The following is a 17,984-nucleotide window of genomic DNA, read 5'->3' as shown; positions in this document are numbered from 1 at the left end:
CATTGACGGAAGAACCCGAGATGCCGTTGTGGATGGTCGGTCCTTGAACCCTACGGTTCAAGGGAATCAGTCATTATCGTTTTTAGGCTTCTTACATCAGGGCTTGCGCCAAGGTAAGCTTGCACACCAACAATAGGAAACCAATTCATAAGATGTTAAGTATCGGCTCAGGGACGTAACCCACTGGCGAACATCTCAGGTAATCTTTAAATTTGTGGTAATACTAACGCAATTTAGTCGTATTGACTAGCTTAATTTTTCCAATTCTTGGTTAAGATCATATTATTTCATCAAGTATTGGTTTTTTGTGCCAAAATGCCTTCTAAAGAATTATCCAGTTGTCTGATTTGTGTGCTAACGACTTGTTCAATTTTCTGCGTAACTTGCTGCTGTTGGATAAGTTCATAACTTAGGTTTAATGCCACGATAGAAAGCACTTTCTCTAATTGCAATATCCCTGTGCGTTCCTTCATTTCAGATACTCGTTGATCTAATGCGCGAGCAGCTTGGCGTAAGGCATCGTGTTGATCTTCTTGACAATTTAAACGTAACACCTGTCCTAATACAGATAATTCAATGCTTTGCGATGACATACTTATCCTCAGTGAAAATAAATTTTTTGCTATTATGCCATAGCAAATATTTTTCGTCATAAAAATCCGCCTGATTGTGGTTAGCTTAATCTAACAGTGCTAAACTACGCCTATCTTTAGCAAAAGGAAAAAATTATGTCTGATATTCTCTCTTATGACGAATTAGCCCAAAAACTCCGCCAAGCCACAATTCCTGTTACTGCTGCCGAATTACACGGCTTGCTTACTGGCTTAATTTGTGGCGCGGCAAGTGAGCAAAAATGGCCAGTTTTTATGAATGAATTTACCAATAATGGTGAAGCCTACCCTACCGCTTTATTAAAAGACATATCGGCACTTTACCACGATATTCAGCATCACCTAGAAGATATTGATAGCTTCAATTTCCAACTTTTCTTGCCAGAAAACGGCGATGTGTTTAACGAAATTGATGCCCTTTCAGAATGGACAAGCCACTTTTTGCTCGGTTTAGGGCTAGTGCAAGCTCAAATGGATAAAGAAACAGGGGAAATTGGTGAAGCGTTAGATGATCTGCAACATATTGCGGTGTTAGCTTATGAAGAAGACGACGATCCTGAAGAACTGGCGGAATCCTTAGAACAAGTGGCGGAATATGTCCGCACCTTGGTGGCGGTGCTTTATGCCCATTATCGCCCTTATCAGGCTCAACCAAAAACCGTATTACACTAAGGAGAAAGACAATGGATCTTGCTTATTTAGCCCAAATCCCTGCCAACGAATTTGTCCAACGGCGTGAAAAATTGCTGGCACAAATGGCGGATAATTCCTTAGCCATTATTTTCTCGGCACAAGAACAGGTGCGTAACAACGACAACCATTATCCCTTCCGCCAAGACAGCTATTTTTGGTATTTCACCGGCTTTAATGAACCTGATGCGATTTTGGTATTAGCCAAAACGGCACAACACGCTCGTACCCTATTGTTTTTACGTCCTTCTGATCCTCTAATGGAAACCTGGAACGGACGTCGCTTGGGCGTGGAAAGTGCCGCGGCTAAATTAAATCTAGACGAAGCCTATTGTATTGAAGATTTTGCGCCACAATGGCAAAAAATCAGCCAGAATTTCACCGCACTTTACCATAACCCCGCCCCCCAGCCTTGGGGTAATCAGCGGCTTAAAGAAAGTGCGGTGCAATTTTCGCAAGTTTTGAATTGGGCAGACTATGTAGATGAAATGCGTTTAATCAAATCAGCGAATGAAATTGCCTTATTACAACAAGCAGGGCAAATTAGCGCCCTTGGGCATTTACGCGCAATGAAACAAACGCGTCCAAACCGCTTAGAATTTGAAATTGAAGGGGAATTGCTATACGAATTTAACCGTTTTGGCGCACGTTTCCCTTCTTTTAACTGTATTGTTGCTGGAGGCGATAACGCTTGTATTCTGCATTACAATGAAAATGATCAGCCTTTGAAAGAGGGCGAATTAGTGCTAGTCGATGCAGGCTGTGAATTTGCCTACTATGCTGGCGATATTACGCGTACTTATCCCGTTAATGGCAAATTCAGCCAAGCCCAGCGAGATATTTATGAAATCGTGCTAAATGCACAAAAACACGCCATAAAATCTTTGGTAGCAGGCAATAATATTCAGCAAGTGAATCAAGACGTTATCCACATTAAAGTGGAAGGCTTGGTACGTTTGGGTATTTTGCAAGGCGAGGTGGAACAACTAATTGCAGAGGAAGCCTACAAAGCCTTTTATATGCACGGTTTAGGCCATTGGCTTGGTATTGATGTCCACGATGTGGGGCGTTATAGCCTTAAAACAGACAGCAAATTACGCGATCGACCATTAGAAGTAGGTATGGTGCTAACGGTGGAACCCGGTTTGTATATTCCAACCAATGCCGATGTGCCTGAGCAATATAAAGGTATTGGCGTTCGTATTGAAGATGATATTGTGATCACAGAATATGGCAACAAAGTGCTAACCAGTGCCGTACCAAAAGAAATTGATGAAATCGAACAAGTGATGGCACAGAACGCGTAAAATTAAAATGGGGCAGAAATGGAACAAATTGAGCATTATGATGTGATTATCGTAGGCGGCGCAATGGCAGGTTGCACCCTCGCTTTAGCCTTAAGTGCGCAAACACAAGGCACAATGCGCATTGCGTTACTAGAAAAACAAGCCCCTCAACAGCATCAGCAAAGCGGTTTTGATGCCCGTTGCATTGCCCTTTCGGCGGGAACTTGCCAACAACTTGCTCGGCTCACTTTACCTAATACGCAATCATTATGGCAACAAATTTCTCCCCTTGCCTGCCCTATTGAGCATATTCACGTTTCTGATAAAGGACACAGTGGCTTAGTGGAATTTCACGCCGATGAATTTCAGTTAAAACAACTGGGTGCAGTGGTTGCATTGCAGCCGATAGGCGAAATATTGCTTGCGGCAATCAAACACTATGACAACATTGACTATTTTTCCCCGATGGATATTGCACAAATTCAGTTTGATAAAGAGCGGGTGAAAATTTCGCTAAAAAACCACCGCACTTTATCTTGTCAGCTTATTATCGGCGCGGATGGCACACAATCTTTGGTGGCAAAATCAGCCAACATTGCCATCAACAAGGTGCGTGATTATCAACAAACGGCAATTATCACCAATCTTCAAGTGCAACAGCCTCATCAACAGCGTGCGTTTGAACGTTTCACTGCGGAAGGTCCGCTCGCATTATTACCGATGACGGATAATTTGATGTCCTTAGTCTGGTGCGTGAAAGATCCTCAATATTTAATGGGGCTAACAGACAACGCCTTTCTTGCTCGTTTGCAACAACACTTCGGCTGGCGGCTCGGCAAATTGCAGCAATGCGGCAAGCGTTTTGCGTATCCTTTGGCGTTATATCAAGCCAGCCAGCATATTCATCACCGCACTGCGCTGATCGGTAATGCTGCACAAACCTTGCATCCCATTGCGGGACAAGGCTTTAATCTGGGGATGCGTGATGTCATTTGCCTTGCCAAGTTATTAAGCCAAGCCTTTATGCAAGGGCAAGATCTCGGCACATACGCCTTATTAAAGCAATATGAAAAAGCACGCCAAGCGGATCAAACGCAGTTAATGAACTTAACGGACGGCTTGGTTTCGCTCTTTGCCAATACATTATTGCCATTACAAATTGGACGAAATTTGGGGCTAATGGCAATGGCGCAATCTCACTTACTCAAACAACACTTTATCAAACCAACATTAGGGTGGTTAGCACAATGAAAAATTTTGATCTCATTATTATCGGTGGTGGAATGGTGGGGCTGGCACTTGCCGCCAAATTAAAACATACCGCAATACGCATCGCCCTAATCGAATCTCATCCGCCGCATTTTTCTTCCACGCATATCGCTTATCGTGTGAGCGCCTTGAACCTTGCCAGTGAGCATTTTCTGCAAGAACTCAATGCGTGGCAAACCATTCAAACGACGCGCGCAACGGCTTACGATAAAATGTCTGTGTGGGAAAAAGATAGCTTTGCCAAAATTGAATTTGATACCAAAGGGTTAGGTATTTCTCACCTTGGGCATATTGTGGAAAATCCGATCATTCAGCATAGCCTTTGGCAACAAGTGGACGCACAAGAGAATATCGAGATTTTCACCGAGACGGCTCAGAATATCGGTATTAACGAAAGCAGCGCGATTCTTACCTTAACTGATGGGCAAATGTTAGTGGGAAAATTAGTTGTGGGCGCAGATGGAGCAAATTCTTGGCTGCGGCAAAAAGCCAATATTCCGCTTATTTTCCGTGATTACGGGCAATATGCGTTAGTCTGCAACGTCAAAACCGCAGAGCCACACCAACATTGCGCAAGACAAATTTTTGCCCCCGACAGCATTTTAGCATTCTTACCGTTACATCAAGAAAATCTCTGTTCTATTGTGTGGTCCCTTCCGCCAGAGCAAGCTAAACAACTTCGTGATTGCGATCCTGCACAATTCAACAAACAGCTAAGCATTGCTTTTGATAATCAGCTTGGGCTATGCGAATGTCAAAGCGAACGCCAAGCGATTCCACTCACCGCGCGCTATGCACGCAACTTCGCGCAGCCGCGTATCGCTTTAATTGGCGATGCGGCTCACACCATTCATCCACTGGCAGGACAAGGGGTAAACCTAGGCTTGCAAGATGCGTTACTGCTTGCCCAAGAAATTGAAAAACACGTTGCATTAGGTTTAGACATCGGTGAATATCGCAACCTGCGTTATTACGAACGTACACGTAAGACAGAAGCAGTAAAAATGCTCATCGCAATGCAAGGCTTAAAAGATCTCTTTGCCGGCAACAATCCACTAAAAAAACTCGCCCGCGGTATCGGCCTTCGCGCCACAAATCAGTTTGGATTATTAAAAGAACAGCTTATTCGTCAAGGATTAGGGATTTGATTTCAAAAATGTTCATTCTTGTTTCTTTTCCAATATGACCACTAGATTGTTCCTTTAAGAGAATGATGATTAATAAGTGGAAGAAATAAGTACCAACGTTATAGAAAATATAAGCAAACATACAAAACGTTAGGGGCTATACCAGATAAGCCCTAAATCCTACACCATTTCCACAACGTTTTAAGTTGGTCTTTTGCTGTCTAAAAGTTAAACTGAAAATCCCATTCTTTCAAGAAGAATGGGAACTTTTTGGGATCAGATCACTGCTCCTAGCATTGATTATTTTTTCAACTTCTAGGAGCAGAGTGAGCAAGGTTGCTTTTATTGATGAGGGATTATGCCCAACCTAATGCTTTCTTAATACCTGCGCCATAGGCTGGCTCACACTTGGTGCAGTTGTCGATATGACGCTGTTTGATGAAATCTGGCGCATCACCTAAGGCACGTGCAGTGTTTTCAAATAGCACTTGTTTTTGTTCGGCAGTCATTAATTGGAACAATGCACGTGGTTGGCTGAAGTAATCTGCATCATCTTCACGATAATTCCAAAAGTCTGCATCCCCTGTGATTTTCAACGGCGGTTCTTTGTATTGTGGTTGCTCTTGCCATTGACTAAAGCTATTTGGTTCATAATGTGGCAAACTACCATAGTTTGCATCTACACGTCCTTGCCCATCACGATGGTTGCTATGTACTGGACAACGCGCACGATTAACAGGGATTTGCTGATAGTTTACCCCTAAACGATAACGTTGTGCATCGGCATAGTTGAATAAACGCGCTTGTAGCATACGGTCTGGTGATACACTAATTCCCGGCACTAAATTACTTGGTGCAAACGCTGATTGTTCTACATCTAAAAAGAAGTTTTCTGGATTACGATTAAGTTCAAATTCCCCCACCTCAATTAATGGATAATCTTTTTTGGGCCATACTTTGGTAAGATCAAAAGGGTGATAAGGCACTTTTTCCGCATCTTGCTCTGGCATAATTTGTACAAACATTGTCCATTTTGGAAAATCACCACGCTCAATCGCTTCATATAAATCGCGTTGGTGGCTTTCTCGATCTTTACCGATAATGGCTTCCGCTTCGGCATCAGTAAGATTTTTAATGCCCTGCTGTGTGCGGAAGTGGAATTTCACCCAAAAGCGCTCATTTTCAGCATTAATAAAGCTATAAGTGTGTGAACCATAACCGTGCATATGGCGATAGCTGGCAGGGATACCTCGATCGCTCATAACAATGGTGACTTGATGAAGTGCTTCTGGTAACAATGTCCAGAAATCCCAGTTATACGTTGCTGAACGCATATTAGTACGAGGATCGCGTTTTACTGCTTTATTCAGATCTGGGAATTTGCGCGGATCGCGTAAGAAGAAGACAGGCGTATTGTTGCCTACCATATCCCAATTTCCTTCTTCGGTATAAAATTTCAGCGCAAAACCACGAATATCACGTTCTGCATCTGCCGCCCCACGCTCACCCGCTACGGTTGTGAAGCGTGCAAACATTTCAGTTTTCTTACCAATTTCACTAAAAATTTTTGCACGGGTATATTGAGTAATATCGTGGGTGACCGTGAATGTACCGAATGCGCCAGAACCTTTGGCGTGCATACGACGTTCTGGGATCACTTCACGTACGAAGTTCGCCAATTTTTCTTGTAACCATATATCTTGAGCTAAAAGTGGACCACGTGGTCCTGCCGTTAAACTATTTTGGTTATCCACCACTGGCGCCCCAAAGTCTGTCGTTAAATGGGTAACTGGGCATTTTTTGATTGAATTGTCAGTCATTTTTTTTCCTTAATGAGTGATATAGGAGATTAATTTCCCCAAATCATAGCAGTATTGAGGCAAATTTGGCTAAACGATAATTTTTATTGATTTAATAGGGATAAAGAGGTGTTAAAAATAGAGCTAAACAAAAGTGCGGTGTAAAAATGGTAAATTTTGATCTGCTTCCCAAATTTACACTACACTTAGTTTCAAGAAGATATCTTTTCTATTTAGAAAATTTATCTGCATATTCCTGGCTATTGATCCATTGGTGATCTGTTTCCCAAGTAAACCGCCATTTACGAACAGGGCCTGCCATAACATTGAGATAATAATTGTTATAACCCGCAATGGTCGCAACAGGATGATAACCTTTTGGAACTTGCACAACATCGCCATCATAAACAGCCATACATTCATCTAAGCTACGATCATCAGTATAAACTCGTTGCAAACAAAATCCTTGAGCTGGTTCAAAACGGTGGTAATAGGTTTCTTCTAGGTAAGTTTCGGCTTCACTATCTTTTTGATCGTGTTTATGGCTCGGGAATGAACTCGTGTTTCCTTCGTCGGTAAATACTTCTACAACTAATAAGGCATCAGCGGATTCCGTTTCTGGCAGAATATTATGCACAAGGCGTTTATTATTACCAAATCCTCGTTGCTCAACACCAACGTCTTCAGGTGTGATTAAACGTACAGATAAATTACCTTCACTTGGTGCGCGGCAAACGGCTAATTCTAAATAACTTTCAGCTTCGATTTCAACTTGATGATGATGAGGGACATAAAGAGAATAAGGTGGAATACGCTCGAAAGGGGATTGGCGCTTACCAATATGTTTAAAGACTTGTCCTGCTGTCGAAATCGTGCATTTCCCCGCTAAAACTACAAAACATACTTCAGTATTTTCTGTATCAAAGCTCAAACTTTGATTAGGTTGCAGGTGATAACATTCAAACCCAACATATTCCCAATTAGCACTCTTAGGTGTTATTTTTTGTACTAGACCATTAGGCGCAGGATTTTGTTTGGCTGATTTTGATAATAGATAGCTCATATTAACCTCTCATCTTAGACTATTAGGTAGATTTTGCCCAAATCATAGATCAGATGGTGAAATACTGTTAGAAAAAATTGTCAAATATCCAACGTAGATCACAAAAATGAAATAATTATTTCATTTTTACGCAAGATGAATTGAAAAATTTGTTTCATTATTCTAATCTAATTCTCACTTGACTTTGTGCCAAGCATAATCAGATGAATCATTCATTTCACTTTTAGATTAAGGAGCAAAGAATGGAAACCGTTTTAAACTTTATTAATGGAAAACAGGTTGAAAGTAAGGGCGAAAAAGTATGGCCAATTTTTAACCCTGCAACAGGAAAACAAATTCGACAAGTGCATATGAGTACGGAAGCAGAAGTATTGGAGGCTGTTGAGGTGGCACAAAAAGCTTTCCCTGAATGGGCAGCGACTTCGCCACTACGTCGAGCGAGAGTGTTATTTAAGTTTAAAGAACTATTACAGCGTGATTGGGATTCTCTAGCTCGTTTAATTACTGAAGAGCATGGTAAAGTTTATTCTGATTCTTGTGGTGAATTAACTCGTGGTTTAGAAGTCGTCGAATTTGCCTGTGGTATCCCACATTTACTAAAAGGTGAGTTTTCAGAGCAAGCAGGACGAGGTATTGATATTCATTCCACAATGCAACCTTTAGGCGTTTGTATTGGTATTACCCCATTTAACTTTCCTGCAATGGTGCCAATGTGGATGTTTCCCGTGGCATTAGCTTGTGGTAATACCTTTATTTTGAAACCAGCGAAAACTGATCCTTCACTTTCTATTCGTCTTGCTGAATTATTAAAAGAAGCAGGTTTGCCAGATGGTGTGTTTAATGTCGTTCACGGGAATCGCCACGATAATGAAATTTTATTGCGAGATCCACGTGTTAAAGCAGTGAGTTTTGTTGGATCGACAACAGCAGCAGAATATGTCCATAAAGTGGGTTCTGAACACGGTAAACGTGTACAAGCACTTGGCGCTGCGAAAAATCACGGTTTAGTGATGCCTGATGTGGATATTAATGCTACTGCAGATGCCTTACTAGGCGCCGCTTTTGGTGCGGCTGGTGAACGCTGTATGGCACTACCAATTGCAGTAACCATTGACGATGACACTGCGGATAAATTAGTGGCAGCACTCAAACCAAAAGTAGAAGCCTTACGCTATGGACCAGGTATTCCAACAGAGGGCGAAAAAGAAATGGATTTTGGCCCCCTTATTACACAGCAACATCTCAACAATGTAACGAAATACATTGATAAAGGTGTGGAAGAAGGTGCTACTTTAGTCGTAGATGGACGTAATAAAAAACCAGCAGGTTATGAAGATGGTTTCTTTATTGGAGGTACATTATTCGATCACGTTACTGAGAATATGGTTATTTACAAAGAAGAAATTTTTGGCCCTGTGCTAGGTATTGTTCGAGCGAAAAACTTTGAAGATGCAATGCGTTTAATCAATGATCACCAGTTTGGTAATGGCGCTGCTATTTTCACCAATAGCGGTGCAGCGGCTCGAGAATTCTCATATCGTGTTCAAGCTGGAATGATTGGAGTGAATATCCCAATTCCAGTTCCGATGGCGTTCCATTGTTTTGGTGGTTGGAAAGGTTCAGCTTTTGGCGCATTAAATGTATATGGTCCAGATGGCGTGCGTTTCTATACTAAGATGAAAACTGTGACGACACGTTGGCCAGAACAAAATATGGACTCTCAAGCGGCATTTAGTATGCCAACCTTATAATAAAAACATAAAAGAGATTTCTGTGATGGGAATCTCTTTTTTTCTTGCATAAGGAAAAAGAAATGAAAAAAGTAAGAATTGGATTAATTGGTACAGGATATATTGGGCGTTGTCATGCGATTGCTTATGCGCAAGCGCCAACGGTTTTCCCGCTAGATGCTGAATTAGAATGTGATTATCTAGCTGAAATAACGCCTGAGTTAGCCGCCGAAAAAGCCAAAGCCTTTGGCTTTAAACGATCTACAGGAAATTGGCGTGATGTGGTGCAAGATCCTGATATTGATGTGGTAGATATTTGTACCCCCAACTTTCTACATAAAGAAATTGCCTTAGCAGCGATTGAGCAAGGTAAACATATTTATTCAGAAAAACCTCTTGCGTTAACTGCGGAAGATGCCAAATTAATGTATCAAGCTGCAAAAAAAGCAGGGGTAAAAACCCTTGTGGGATTTAATTATATTAAGAATCCAACCACTCAGCTTGCGAAAGAAATCATAGCGCGAGGAGAAATTGGGGACATTATTCATTTTTATGGAACACATAATGAAGATTATCTCGCCGATCCCAATACACCAAGAGATTGGCATTGTATTCGAGAAAAAGCAGGACTGGGTGCGCTAGGTGATCTCGCGGCACATATTATACAAATGTCACAGTATCTTGTAGGTAGCCAAATTCAACGTGTAGTTGGAGATATGGATACTGTAATCAAAATGCGTCCAAATCCACAAAATTTGAATGAACAGCTTCCAGTAGAAAATGAAGATCAAGCAGCAGCAATCGTACGTTTTGCTAACGGTTGTATGGGAACGATTGAAACTTCTCGCATTGCTTGTGGACGTAAAATGGGACTAAGTTATGTTATAACCGGAACTAAGGGGACTATCAGCTACACGCAAGAAAGAATGGCTGAACTAAAATTGTATCTTCACTCAGATGATCCAGCACGACAAGGTTTTAAAACTTTACTTACCGGCCCACTTCACCCTGATTATAAGCATTTCTGTGTAAGTGCTGGGCATGGTATTGGTTTTAATGATCAAAAAACAGTGGAAATTCGAGATCTTATCAATGGTATAGCAAATAATAAGCCAATGTATCCTGATTTTAAAGAAGGCTTTAAGGTTTCTCGTGTTCTTGATGCAATAGCAGAGTCTTATCGTGAAAAACGTTGGGTTAATGTAGAAGAAATTGCCTAACCATCTTAAATACATAAAAAAACTTGGCTATTATGCCAAGTTTTTCGTTTTTAAGTTAAGTGCAGTCTTTTTTAGGCATTTTTTGCAAGTTTCGACCAGTTGTAATAGCCATATAATGAATTAAGCAAGTAAGCACCGTACATTAAATACATAGCGGGGGTTTCTGCCCATAGTATGACAGAGAGAATGTTGATAATAATCCATAAAATCCACTGTTCGCTATAACGCAAAACCATCAATAATTGTGCGGCAATAACAAGTACAGTGGTGACACCATCTAAGCCGACTGAATTACCATCAGTGGTTTTTAAAATACTAATAAAGGTAGCAGAACCTAGTACCACAAGGGTGATGAGGGTTGTCCAGCCTTTTAAGGTGAGAAATTTAGCAATTACCGTTTCACTTTGTTCTGCGTTATTACGCATATTTTCTTTCCATAAGAAATAACCGATAAATTGCGCAGGAATATAAACATAAAGCGTGGTGGTCATTTCGCCATAAAACTTATTGTCTAAAGACACATAGAAATAGCTATAAGCAAAAATCAAGCCGAAGAAATAGTTACTGATTTTCCCTTTCCCGACAAAGACCACGCATAAAATCCCTGAAATACCCGCGAGCGCTTCTAACCACGAAACAGGGGATTGCACATAGGCATAAACCTGTGCCGCAATAAACAAGAAAAGCCAGACAACTTCAAAGGGTTTCCAGCCACCAAAAAATTCATTTTTGAGCGTTTGAGATAAGCGCATTGTATTATCCTCAATAAGTGAAATAAAAACCTTGCGATTTTTACACCGCACTTTTTTAAAGTCAAGGATAAGCTACATTTTCATTTGCTTTACGTGATTTTAATCACATTTTTGTTGTATATATTTTCATTTCTTTTTTGTGGCAAGATCGTTAAAATAGCCGCCCTTTTTGATGGTTGAATATTCGCGAAATGCTTTACCTATAAAGCGTTAGCAATTAAGTAAGAGTAATAATAAGAGAAAATTTTATGTCCTTTGTAGTTGGTCAGCGTTGGATTAGTGAAAGTGAAAATGATCTGGGCTTGGGTGTGGTTGCAGAAGTTAATCATCGTACCGTAACGGTCAATTTTCCTGCCGCCGAAGAAATTCGCATTTATGCCTTAGATAATGCCCCATTAGTACGGGTGGTTTTTAACGTAGGCGATGAAATTCGCCATAAAGAGGGTTGGCAGGGAAAAGTACTTGAAGTGTTAGATCATAATGGACTGGCATTTTATTTGGTACAAAAAGAAGACGGGCAAGAAACGCTATTGCAAGAAGCCGATCTCAGTGCGCAAATTACCTTTAGCAAGCCTCAAGAACGTTTATTTGCTGGGCAGATTGATCGTGTTTCGCATTTTGTGTTGCGTTATCGTGCCTTGCAACAACGTCAAGCACAATATCAATCGCCATTGCGTGGTTTGCGAGGGATTCGTGGTGGATTAATTCCACATCAACTTCATATTGCGCAAGAAGTCGGGCAACGTATTGCACCACGCGTATTACTTGCTGATGAAGTGGGGTTAGGGAAAACCATTGAAGCAGGAATGATTTTACAACAGCAACTTTTTGCGGAAAGAGCAGAAAGAGTACTTATCATTGTGCCAGAAACCTTACAACATCAATGGCTAGTAGAAATGCTACGCCGTTTTAACTTACATTTTTCACTTTTTGATGAAGAACGTTGTGCGGATTTTGATGGGCTTGACGGTGGTGTGGCAACCAATCCGTTTAAAACAGAATCCTTGATTATTTGTGCGCTAGATTGGCTCATTCAAAAGCCCAAACGTGCTGAGCAGCTTGTGAAGGCAGAATTTGATTTGCTTATTGTGGATGAAGCTCATCATCTTGAATGGTCGGAACACGCTCCTAGTTTGGCATATCAAATGGTGGAACAGCTGGCAAACCATATTCCAGCCGTGTTATTGCTGACCGCAACGCCTGAACAGCTAGGGCAAGCAAGTCATTTTGCACGCTTAAAACTGCTCGATTCTGATCGCTTTTATGATTATGACGCCTTTGTGCAAGAACAGCAGCGTTATCAACCGGTGGCTGAAGCGGTGAAAGGATTACTGAGTGAACAGCCATTAAGCACGCAAGAAGAAAAACATTTAGCCGAATTGCTTTCCGATCAGGACATAGACCCATTATTGGCAGATCTTCAACATTGCGAGAAAAAAGGACAAGCACGCCAAACGCTGATAGAAAATTTACTCGATCGCCACGGTACAAGCCGTGTGTTATTTCGTAATACGCGTCAAGGGGTGAAAGGCTTTCCATTGCGTCATTATCACGAAATCACTTTGCCAATGCCAAAACAATATCGTAATGCGATTGGTGTGTTGAAAATGCTAGGTGAGGTAAAAACCAGTGATTTATTTTATCCCGAGCAGATCTTCCAAAAAATGAATCCAGATGCCGCGTGGTGGGATTTTGATCCTCGTGTGGAATGGTTGATTGATTTTTTACAATCTTATCGTGAAGAAAAAGTGTTGGTGATTTGTCATCAAGCCAATACAGCTATTCAGTTAGAAAAAGCATTACGCGAAAAAGAGGCAATTCGCAGTGCGGTATTTCATCAAAATATGTCGATTGTGGAACGGGATAAAGCTGCCGCCTATTTTGCTCAGCAGGAAGAAGGAGCGCAAGTGTTGCTGACTTCCAGCATTGGATCAGAAGGGCGAAATTTCCAGTTTGCTCATCATCTCGTGCTGTTTAATTTGCCGGATAATCCTGATTTGTTGGAACAATGCATTGGACGCTTAGATCGTATCGGACAAACTCAAGATATTGAGATTTATGCGCCTTGTTTTGCCGATAGCCCGCAGGTTCTACTGGCGAAATGGTATCATCAAGGGTTAAATGCGTTTGAAGAAACCTGTCCGATGGGGGCAACGTTATTTGAAAAGTGCGGTGTAAAATTACAAGCGTTTTTACAGCATAATGAACAAAATGCGGACTTTGAGGAATTTGTTGCACAAACTCGCCTTGAACGTGATGTACTGAAAGCCCAGCTTGATCAAGGACGCGATCGCCTATTGGAAATCAACTCTAATGGGGGCGAACAAGCCCAAGCCTTGGCAGATGCCATTGGCGCGCAAGATGGATCAAGCGAATTAATTAATTTCACCTTGAATTTGTTCGATATTATTGGCGTGGAACAGGAAGATTTAGGTGAAAAAAGCATTGTCATTCATCCAACAGGCACAATGCTCGTACCAGATTTTCCGGGCTTAAAAGAAGAGGGGGTAACTGTTACCTTTGATCGTCATTTAGCGGTAGCACGCGAAGAAGTTGAATTTCTCACGTGGGATCACCCGATGATTCGCAATGGCATAGATTTGATTACTGATGGCGAGATTGGTAAAACTGCCGTATCATTGTTCATCAATAATGAATTGCCAGTGGGATCGATGTGGTTGGAACTTATCTATATTGTGGAAGCACAAGCACCAAGAGGATTACAGCTCACACGTTTCTTGCCACCAACGCCAGTACGCTTATTAATTGATGGTAAAGGAAATAATCTCGCGGAAAAAGTGGGCTTTGAGTTGTTACAAAAACAACTTAAACCTATGGCAAAACAAATGGCGAGCAAGGTGATCAAAATGTTGCGCGCCAATATTGAACAATTATTGAAAGCAGGCGATCGGAAAATGGCTCAACAAGCTGAGGAATTTATTCAGCAAGCTGAGCAGAAAGCCACACAACGTTTGGATAGCGAATTAACCCGTTTGCAAGCGTTAAAGCAAGTGAATAAAACGATTCGCCAAAATGAAATTGACGCACTCAGCGCAGAGCGAGAGCAAATTGTGCAGTATTTGCAAAAAGCAACTTGGCGCTTGGATAGCCTGCGTGTGATTATCAGTAATAAGAGTAAATAATGGCATTAATTGACTACCGTCCCCCACGTGAACCTTGGTTAGAGGTGATTTATCACGATAACCATATTTTATTGCTCAATAAGCCGAGCGGTTTGCTTTCCGTACCGGGAAATCAACCGCAATATTACGACAGTGCAATGTCGCGGGTGAAAGAAAAATATGGTTTCTGCGAGCCTGCGCATCGTCTTGATATGGCAACCAGTGGGATTTTGTTGTTTGCGATGAGTAAACTTGCGGACAAAGAACTCAAACGCCAGTTTCGTGAGCGTGAGCCGAAGAAATCTTACCAAGCCTTAGTATGGGGACATTTACAGCAGGAAAGTGGCACGGTGAATTTGCCACTGATTTGCGATTGGGAAAATCGTCCAAGACAGAAGATTTGTTTTGAGCTAGGTAAAAGTGCGGTAACAAATTTTGAGGTTTTAGCACGCTTACCCAATAACAGCACAAGGGTGCAACTTACCCCCATTACAGGGCGTTCGCACCAATTAAGGTTACATATGCTCGCTCTTGGTCATCCCATTTTAGGCGATAAGTTTTATGCGCATCCACAAGCGAAAGCAATGTCGCCACGTTTATGCTTGCACGCGCAATCTTTACAAATTCGCCATCCTTTAACAGGCGAAATAATGAATTTTACCGCAGAAGTGCCATTTTAATTGATTATGACCAATCACAGAAATAATGCGGAGAATTGGTGATTTAATGCTACAATTCTCCCTTATTCATTTTTATTTGAGATAAATTATGTCCCGTCAAAAGAAAACACGCCGTATTACGGATATTATGCCAACACGCAAGGCGGATAAACCAACACAAAACGTCCCAACTGGACGTGGACGCAAACTAACACGTTATGAATTAGATGCCAAAGCGCGTGAGGAAAAAAGAAAGAAAAAACATAAAGGCTTAGCCGCGGGTTCTCGCCATAGCCGCCAAGAAGAAAATAACGCCTTGCAACAACAAGTGAAGTTAGATCCTCGTGTAGGCAGCCGCAAGAAAATTCCACTCGTGGTAGAGTTCGTCAATAAACCTGAAAAAGGGATGACCATTCCGCCCGTTGCGGTAGAAAAACAGAAAGTCCTTGATCCAATGGTGGAACTTGAACAGCTTGAAAATAATGAATGCTTGAATGACTTATTAGATGAGCTTGAAGCAGGTAAAACCTTAAGCCGTCAAGATCAGGCCTTTGTGGATGAATGTTTAGATCGCATTGCACAGCTTATGGATCAACTTGGCATCCGCGACGATGAAGAAAATGCGGAAAATTTATACCGCACTTTTGAAACCATTGATATTAATCAGTTTAAATAATTTATGTGGATTTACCTTTTAGTTGCCCTCGGGCTTTTGATTATTGTGGGATTAACCGCTTATGCGGTGAAATTGTTGCGTGCCTTAAAGCAACAAAAACAGCAGTTAGAGAATGCGCGTTTGGCTCGTGTAAAACGCCTCAAAGAGAGTATTGAGATTATCGCTCGGGCAATGCAAAATGGTGATTGCAATTTGTCTGAAGGGGCGATTCGGCTAAAAATGTTACTCGATCCTTTGGGGCTAAAAATCACCGCTTACCCTGCTATGGCAGAACTTTATGAGGTGGTGAAGGAAATGCCAACGCATCAAGCACGGAAAGCGTTAAAAAAGAACGAGCGTATGCGTTTAGATCTCACACGTGAAAGTGCTGAGGCAAAGTTAGAGCCAAAAATTTTGTTGGAATTAAATCAATTATTGCTTGATATTGAAAATATTTAGGGGGAAATTAATGTCTGGAACTATGTGGGATTCCGCGTTAATTCAAAAATATAACTATTCTGGGCCACGTTACACCTCTTACCCAACGGCGCTAGAATTTAATGAACATTATAATGAACAGGATTTTCAAGCGGCAGCAGGGCGTTACCCAGATCGTCCGCTTTCCCTTTATGTGCATATCCCGTTTTGCCATAAATTATGCTATTTCTGTGCTTGTAACAAAATCATTACGCGTCATCAGCACAAAGCGGATATTTATCTCGATTATTTAGAAAAAGAAATTAAAAATCGTGCCGCACTTTTTCGCAACCGCAAGGTTACCCAAGTCCATTGGGGTGGTGGCACACCAACCTATCTCACTGAGCAACAATCCAGCCGTTTAATGGCAATGTTGCGAGAACATTTCGAGATTTGTGATAACGCAGAAATTAGTATCGAAATGGATCCACGCAAAATTGAATTGGAAACCCTTGATCACTTACGCAAAATCGGTTTTAACCGAATTAGTATGGGTGTACAGGATTTCAATAAAGCAGTGCAAAAAGCAGTAAACCGTGAACAAGATGAAGACTTTATTCACGCTTTGTTAGAACGCGCACGCGCTTTAGGCTTTCAGTCCACCAATCTAGATTTGATTTATGGCCTACCATTGCAGAACGTTGAAAGTTTTATGTTTACCTTGCAAAAAGTGATCGAACTGAATCCCGATCGTTTGAGCGTGTTTAACTATGCGCACTTACCAAGTCGCTTTGCAGGGCAGGCAAAAATCAAAGAGGATCAACTACCTGCACCAGAGACCAAACTCACTATTTTGCAAAAGACCATTGAAACCTTAGGTCAGGCGGGTTATCGCTTTATTGGAATGGATCATTTTGCCAAACCAGATGATGAGCTAGCGATTGCCCAACAAAATGGCGTGCTACACCGAAATTTCCAAGGTTACACCACACAAGAAGAATGTGATTTGCTTGGGCTTGGCGTTTCTGCAATTAGCCTGCTGGGTGATACTTATGCACAAAACCAAAAAGAGCTAAAACATTATTACGCAGATATTGAACAAAAAAGCACCGCACTTCACAAAGGCTTTGTTATGAGCCAAGAAGATTGCTTACGCCGTGATGTGATCAAACAACTGATTTGTAATTTCAAACTGGATTATGCCCCTTTTGAACAGCAATATGGCATTGATTTCAAAACTCATTTTGCAGAAGATCTGGAATTGCTTGCCCCTCTGGCGGAAGATGGGCTCATTGAAATAGGCAATCAAGGCTTACAGGTTTCGCCAGTGGGACATTTGCTCATTCGTAATATTTGCTTATGTTTTGATACCTATTCACGACAACAAGCCAGACGTCAGCAGTTCTCACGAATTATTTAATCTCAATGATCCGCTCAAAGCGATTGCATTGAGCGGGTAAACTGTGAGCTTAGAAGTACGAAGCGAGTTAAAGAAATTCAGTATATTTAACTTTTTTATAACATATTCCTTTAAGTTATTTGTAAATCACGCTGTTTCTTTTACAATGCCTAGCACTTAACGAA

General features: G+C 41.4%; 15 protein-coding genes and 1 other RNA gene. 11 read left to right on the top strand and 5 right to left on the bottom strand.

Going from position 1 to position 17,984, the window contains the following annotated elements; translation table 11 throughout:
• Positions 1-8: 8 nt before the first annotated feature.
• Positions 9-205: non-coding RNA, 6S RNA (gene ssrS, locus L4F91_RS01380), on the bottom strand.
• Between the two features lie 85 nt (positions 206-290).
• Positions 291-593 carry a cell division protein ZapA gene (locus L4F91_RS01375; protein ID WP_250350990.1) on the bottom strand — a complete coding sequence of 101 codons (303 nt, stop codon included), beginning with the start codon at positions 591-593 and terminating at the stop codon, positions 291-293.
• Positions 594-737: 144 nt separating this feature from the next.
• Here L4F91_RS01375 and L4F91_RS01370 point away from each other — a divergent pair, with 144 nt between their 5' ends.
• From L4F91_RS01370 to L4F91_RS01355, 4 genes are read left to right on the top strand one after another with little or no spacing between them, the layout of a single operon-like run.
• Complete coding sequence (locus tag L4F91_RS01370) at positions 738-1,283, top strand: UPF0149 family protein (protein ID WP_395897787.1); 546 nt, start codon at positions 738-740, stop codon at positions 1,281-1,283.
• 11 nt (positions 1,284-1,294) lie between these two features.
• Positions 1,295-2,608, top strand: a complete 1,314-nt coding sequence (gene pepP, locus L4F91_RS01365) for a Xaa-Pro aminopeptidase (RefSeq protein WP_395896846.1) — start codon at positions 1,295-1,297, stop codon at positions 2,606-2,608.
• An 18-nt stretch (positions 2,609-2,626) separates the two neighbouring features.
• Positions 2,627-3,838, top strand: coding sequence for a 2-octaprenyl-6-methoxyphenyl hydroxylase (ubiH, locus tag L4F91_RS01360; RefSeq protein WP_395896844.1), 1,212 nt, complete (start codon positions 2,627-2,629; stop codon positions 3,836-3,838).
• On the top strand, positions 3,835-5,004 hold the full coding sequence (locus tag L4F91_RS01355; protein WP_395896842.1) for an FAD-dependent monooxygenase: 1,170 nt from the start codon (positions 3,835-3,837) through the stop codon (positions 5,002-5,004). The genes ubiH and L4F91_RS01355 overlap by 4 nt, the downstream gene beginning before the upstream one ends.
• 335 nt (positions 5,005-5,339) lie before the next feature.
• Here L4F91_RS01355 and L4F91_RS01350 read toward each other — a convergent pair whose 3' ends face one another.
• Positions 5,340-6,803 carry a catalase gene (locus tag L4F91_RS01350; RefSeq protein WP_395896840.1) on the bottom strand — a complete coding sequence of 488 codons (1,464 nt, stop codon included), beginning with the start codon at positions 6,801-6,803 and terminating at the stop codon, positions 5,340-5,342.
• Between the two features lie 208 nt (positions 6,804-7,011).
• Positions 7,012-7,845, bottom strand: coding sequence for a 5-deoxy-glucuronate isomerase (iolB, locus tag L4F91_RS01345; protein WP_395896838.1), 834 nt, complete (start codon positions 7,843-7,845; stop codon positions 7,012-7,014).
• A gap of 242 nt (positions 7,846-8,087) precedes the next feature.
• On the opposite strand from iolB, the gene L4F91_RS01340 reads away from it, so the two are divergent.
• Positions 8,088-9,596 (top strand): CoA-acylating methylmalonate-semialdehyde dehydrogenase, encoded by a 1,509-nt coding sequence (locus L4F91_RS01340; protein ID WP_395896836.1) that lies wholly within the window; start codon positions 8,088-8,090, stop codon positions 9,594-9,596.
• A 62-nt stretch (positions 9,597-9,658) separates the two neighbouring features.
• A complete protein-coding gene (locus L4F91_RS01335) occupies positions 9,659-10,795 on the top strand; it encodes a Gfo/Idh/MocA family protein (RefSeq protein ID WP_395896834.1) in 1,137 nt (378 codons plus the stop codon).
• Positions 10,796-10,866: 71 nt separating this feature from the next.
• Here the strand turns inward: L4F91_RS01335 and pnuC are convergent, their stop codons facing one another.
• Positions 10,867-11,547 carry a nicotinamide riboside transporter PnuC gene (gene pnuC, locus L4F91_RS01330; protein WP_395896832.1) on the bottom strand — a complete coding sequence of 227 codons (681 nt, stop codon included), beginning with the start codon at positions 11,545-11,547 and terminating at the stop codon, positions 10,867-10,869.
• A 248-nt stretch (positions 11,548-11,795) separates the two neighbouring features.
• Between pnuC and rapA the strand changes: the two genes are divergently transcribed.
• From rapA to hemN, 5 genes are all read left to right on the top strand, one after another.
• Positions 11,796-14,690 carry an RNA polymerase-associated protein RapA gene (gene rapA / locus L4F91_RS01325; RefSeq protein ID WP_395896830.1) on the top strand — a complete coding sequence of 965 codons (2,895 nt, stop codon included), beginning with the start codon at positions 11,796-11,798 and terminating at the stop codon, positions 14,688-14,690.
• The gene (gene rluA / locus L4F91_RS01320; RefSeq protein WP_250351000.1) at positions 14,690-15,349 is read left to right on the top strand and encodes a bifunctional tRNA pseudouridine(32) synthase/23S rRNA pseudouridine(746) synthase RluA; all 660 of its coding nucleotides are present in this window, start codon (positions 14,690-14,692) and stop codon (positions 15,347-15,349) included. The genes rapA and rluA overlap by 1 nt, the downstream gene beginning before the upstream one ends.
• A gap of 88 nt (positions 15,350-15,437) precedes the next feature.
• Positions 15,438-16,004, top strand: coding sequence for a Der GTPase-activating protein YihI (gene yihI / locus L4F91_RS01315; protein ID WP_395896828.1), 567 nt, complete (start codon positions 15,438-15,440; stop codon positions 16,002-16,004).
• 3 nt (positions 16,005-16,007) lie between these two features.
• Entirely contained in the window at positions 16,008-16,442 is a 435-nt protein-coding gene (locus tag L4F91_RS01310) for a DUF2489 domain-containing protein (RefSeq protein WP_250351002.1), read from the top strand.
• 10 nt (positions 16,443-16,452) lie between these two features.
• Positions 16,453-17,820, top strand: a complete 1,368-nt coding sequence (gene hemN / locus L4F91_RS01305) for an oxygen-independent coproporphyrinogen III oxidase (protein ID WP_395896825.1) — start codon at positions 16,453-16,455, stop codon at positions 17,818-17,820.
• The last annotated feature ends 164 nt before the right edge of the window (positions 17,821-17,984 follow it).

The organism is Avibacterium sp. 20-126, from assembly GCF_044358625.1.
GTDB lineage: Bacteria > Pseudomonadota > Gammaproteobacteria > Enterobacterales > Pasteurellaceae > Avibacterium.
Note: the sequence above shows the minus strand (reverse complement) of the source record. Positions and strands in the feature narration are given on the sequence as shown.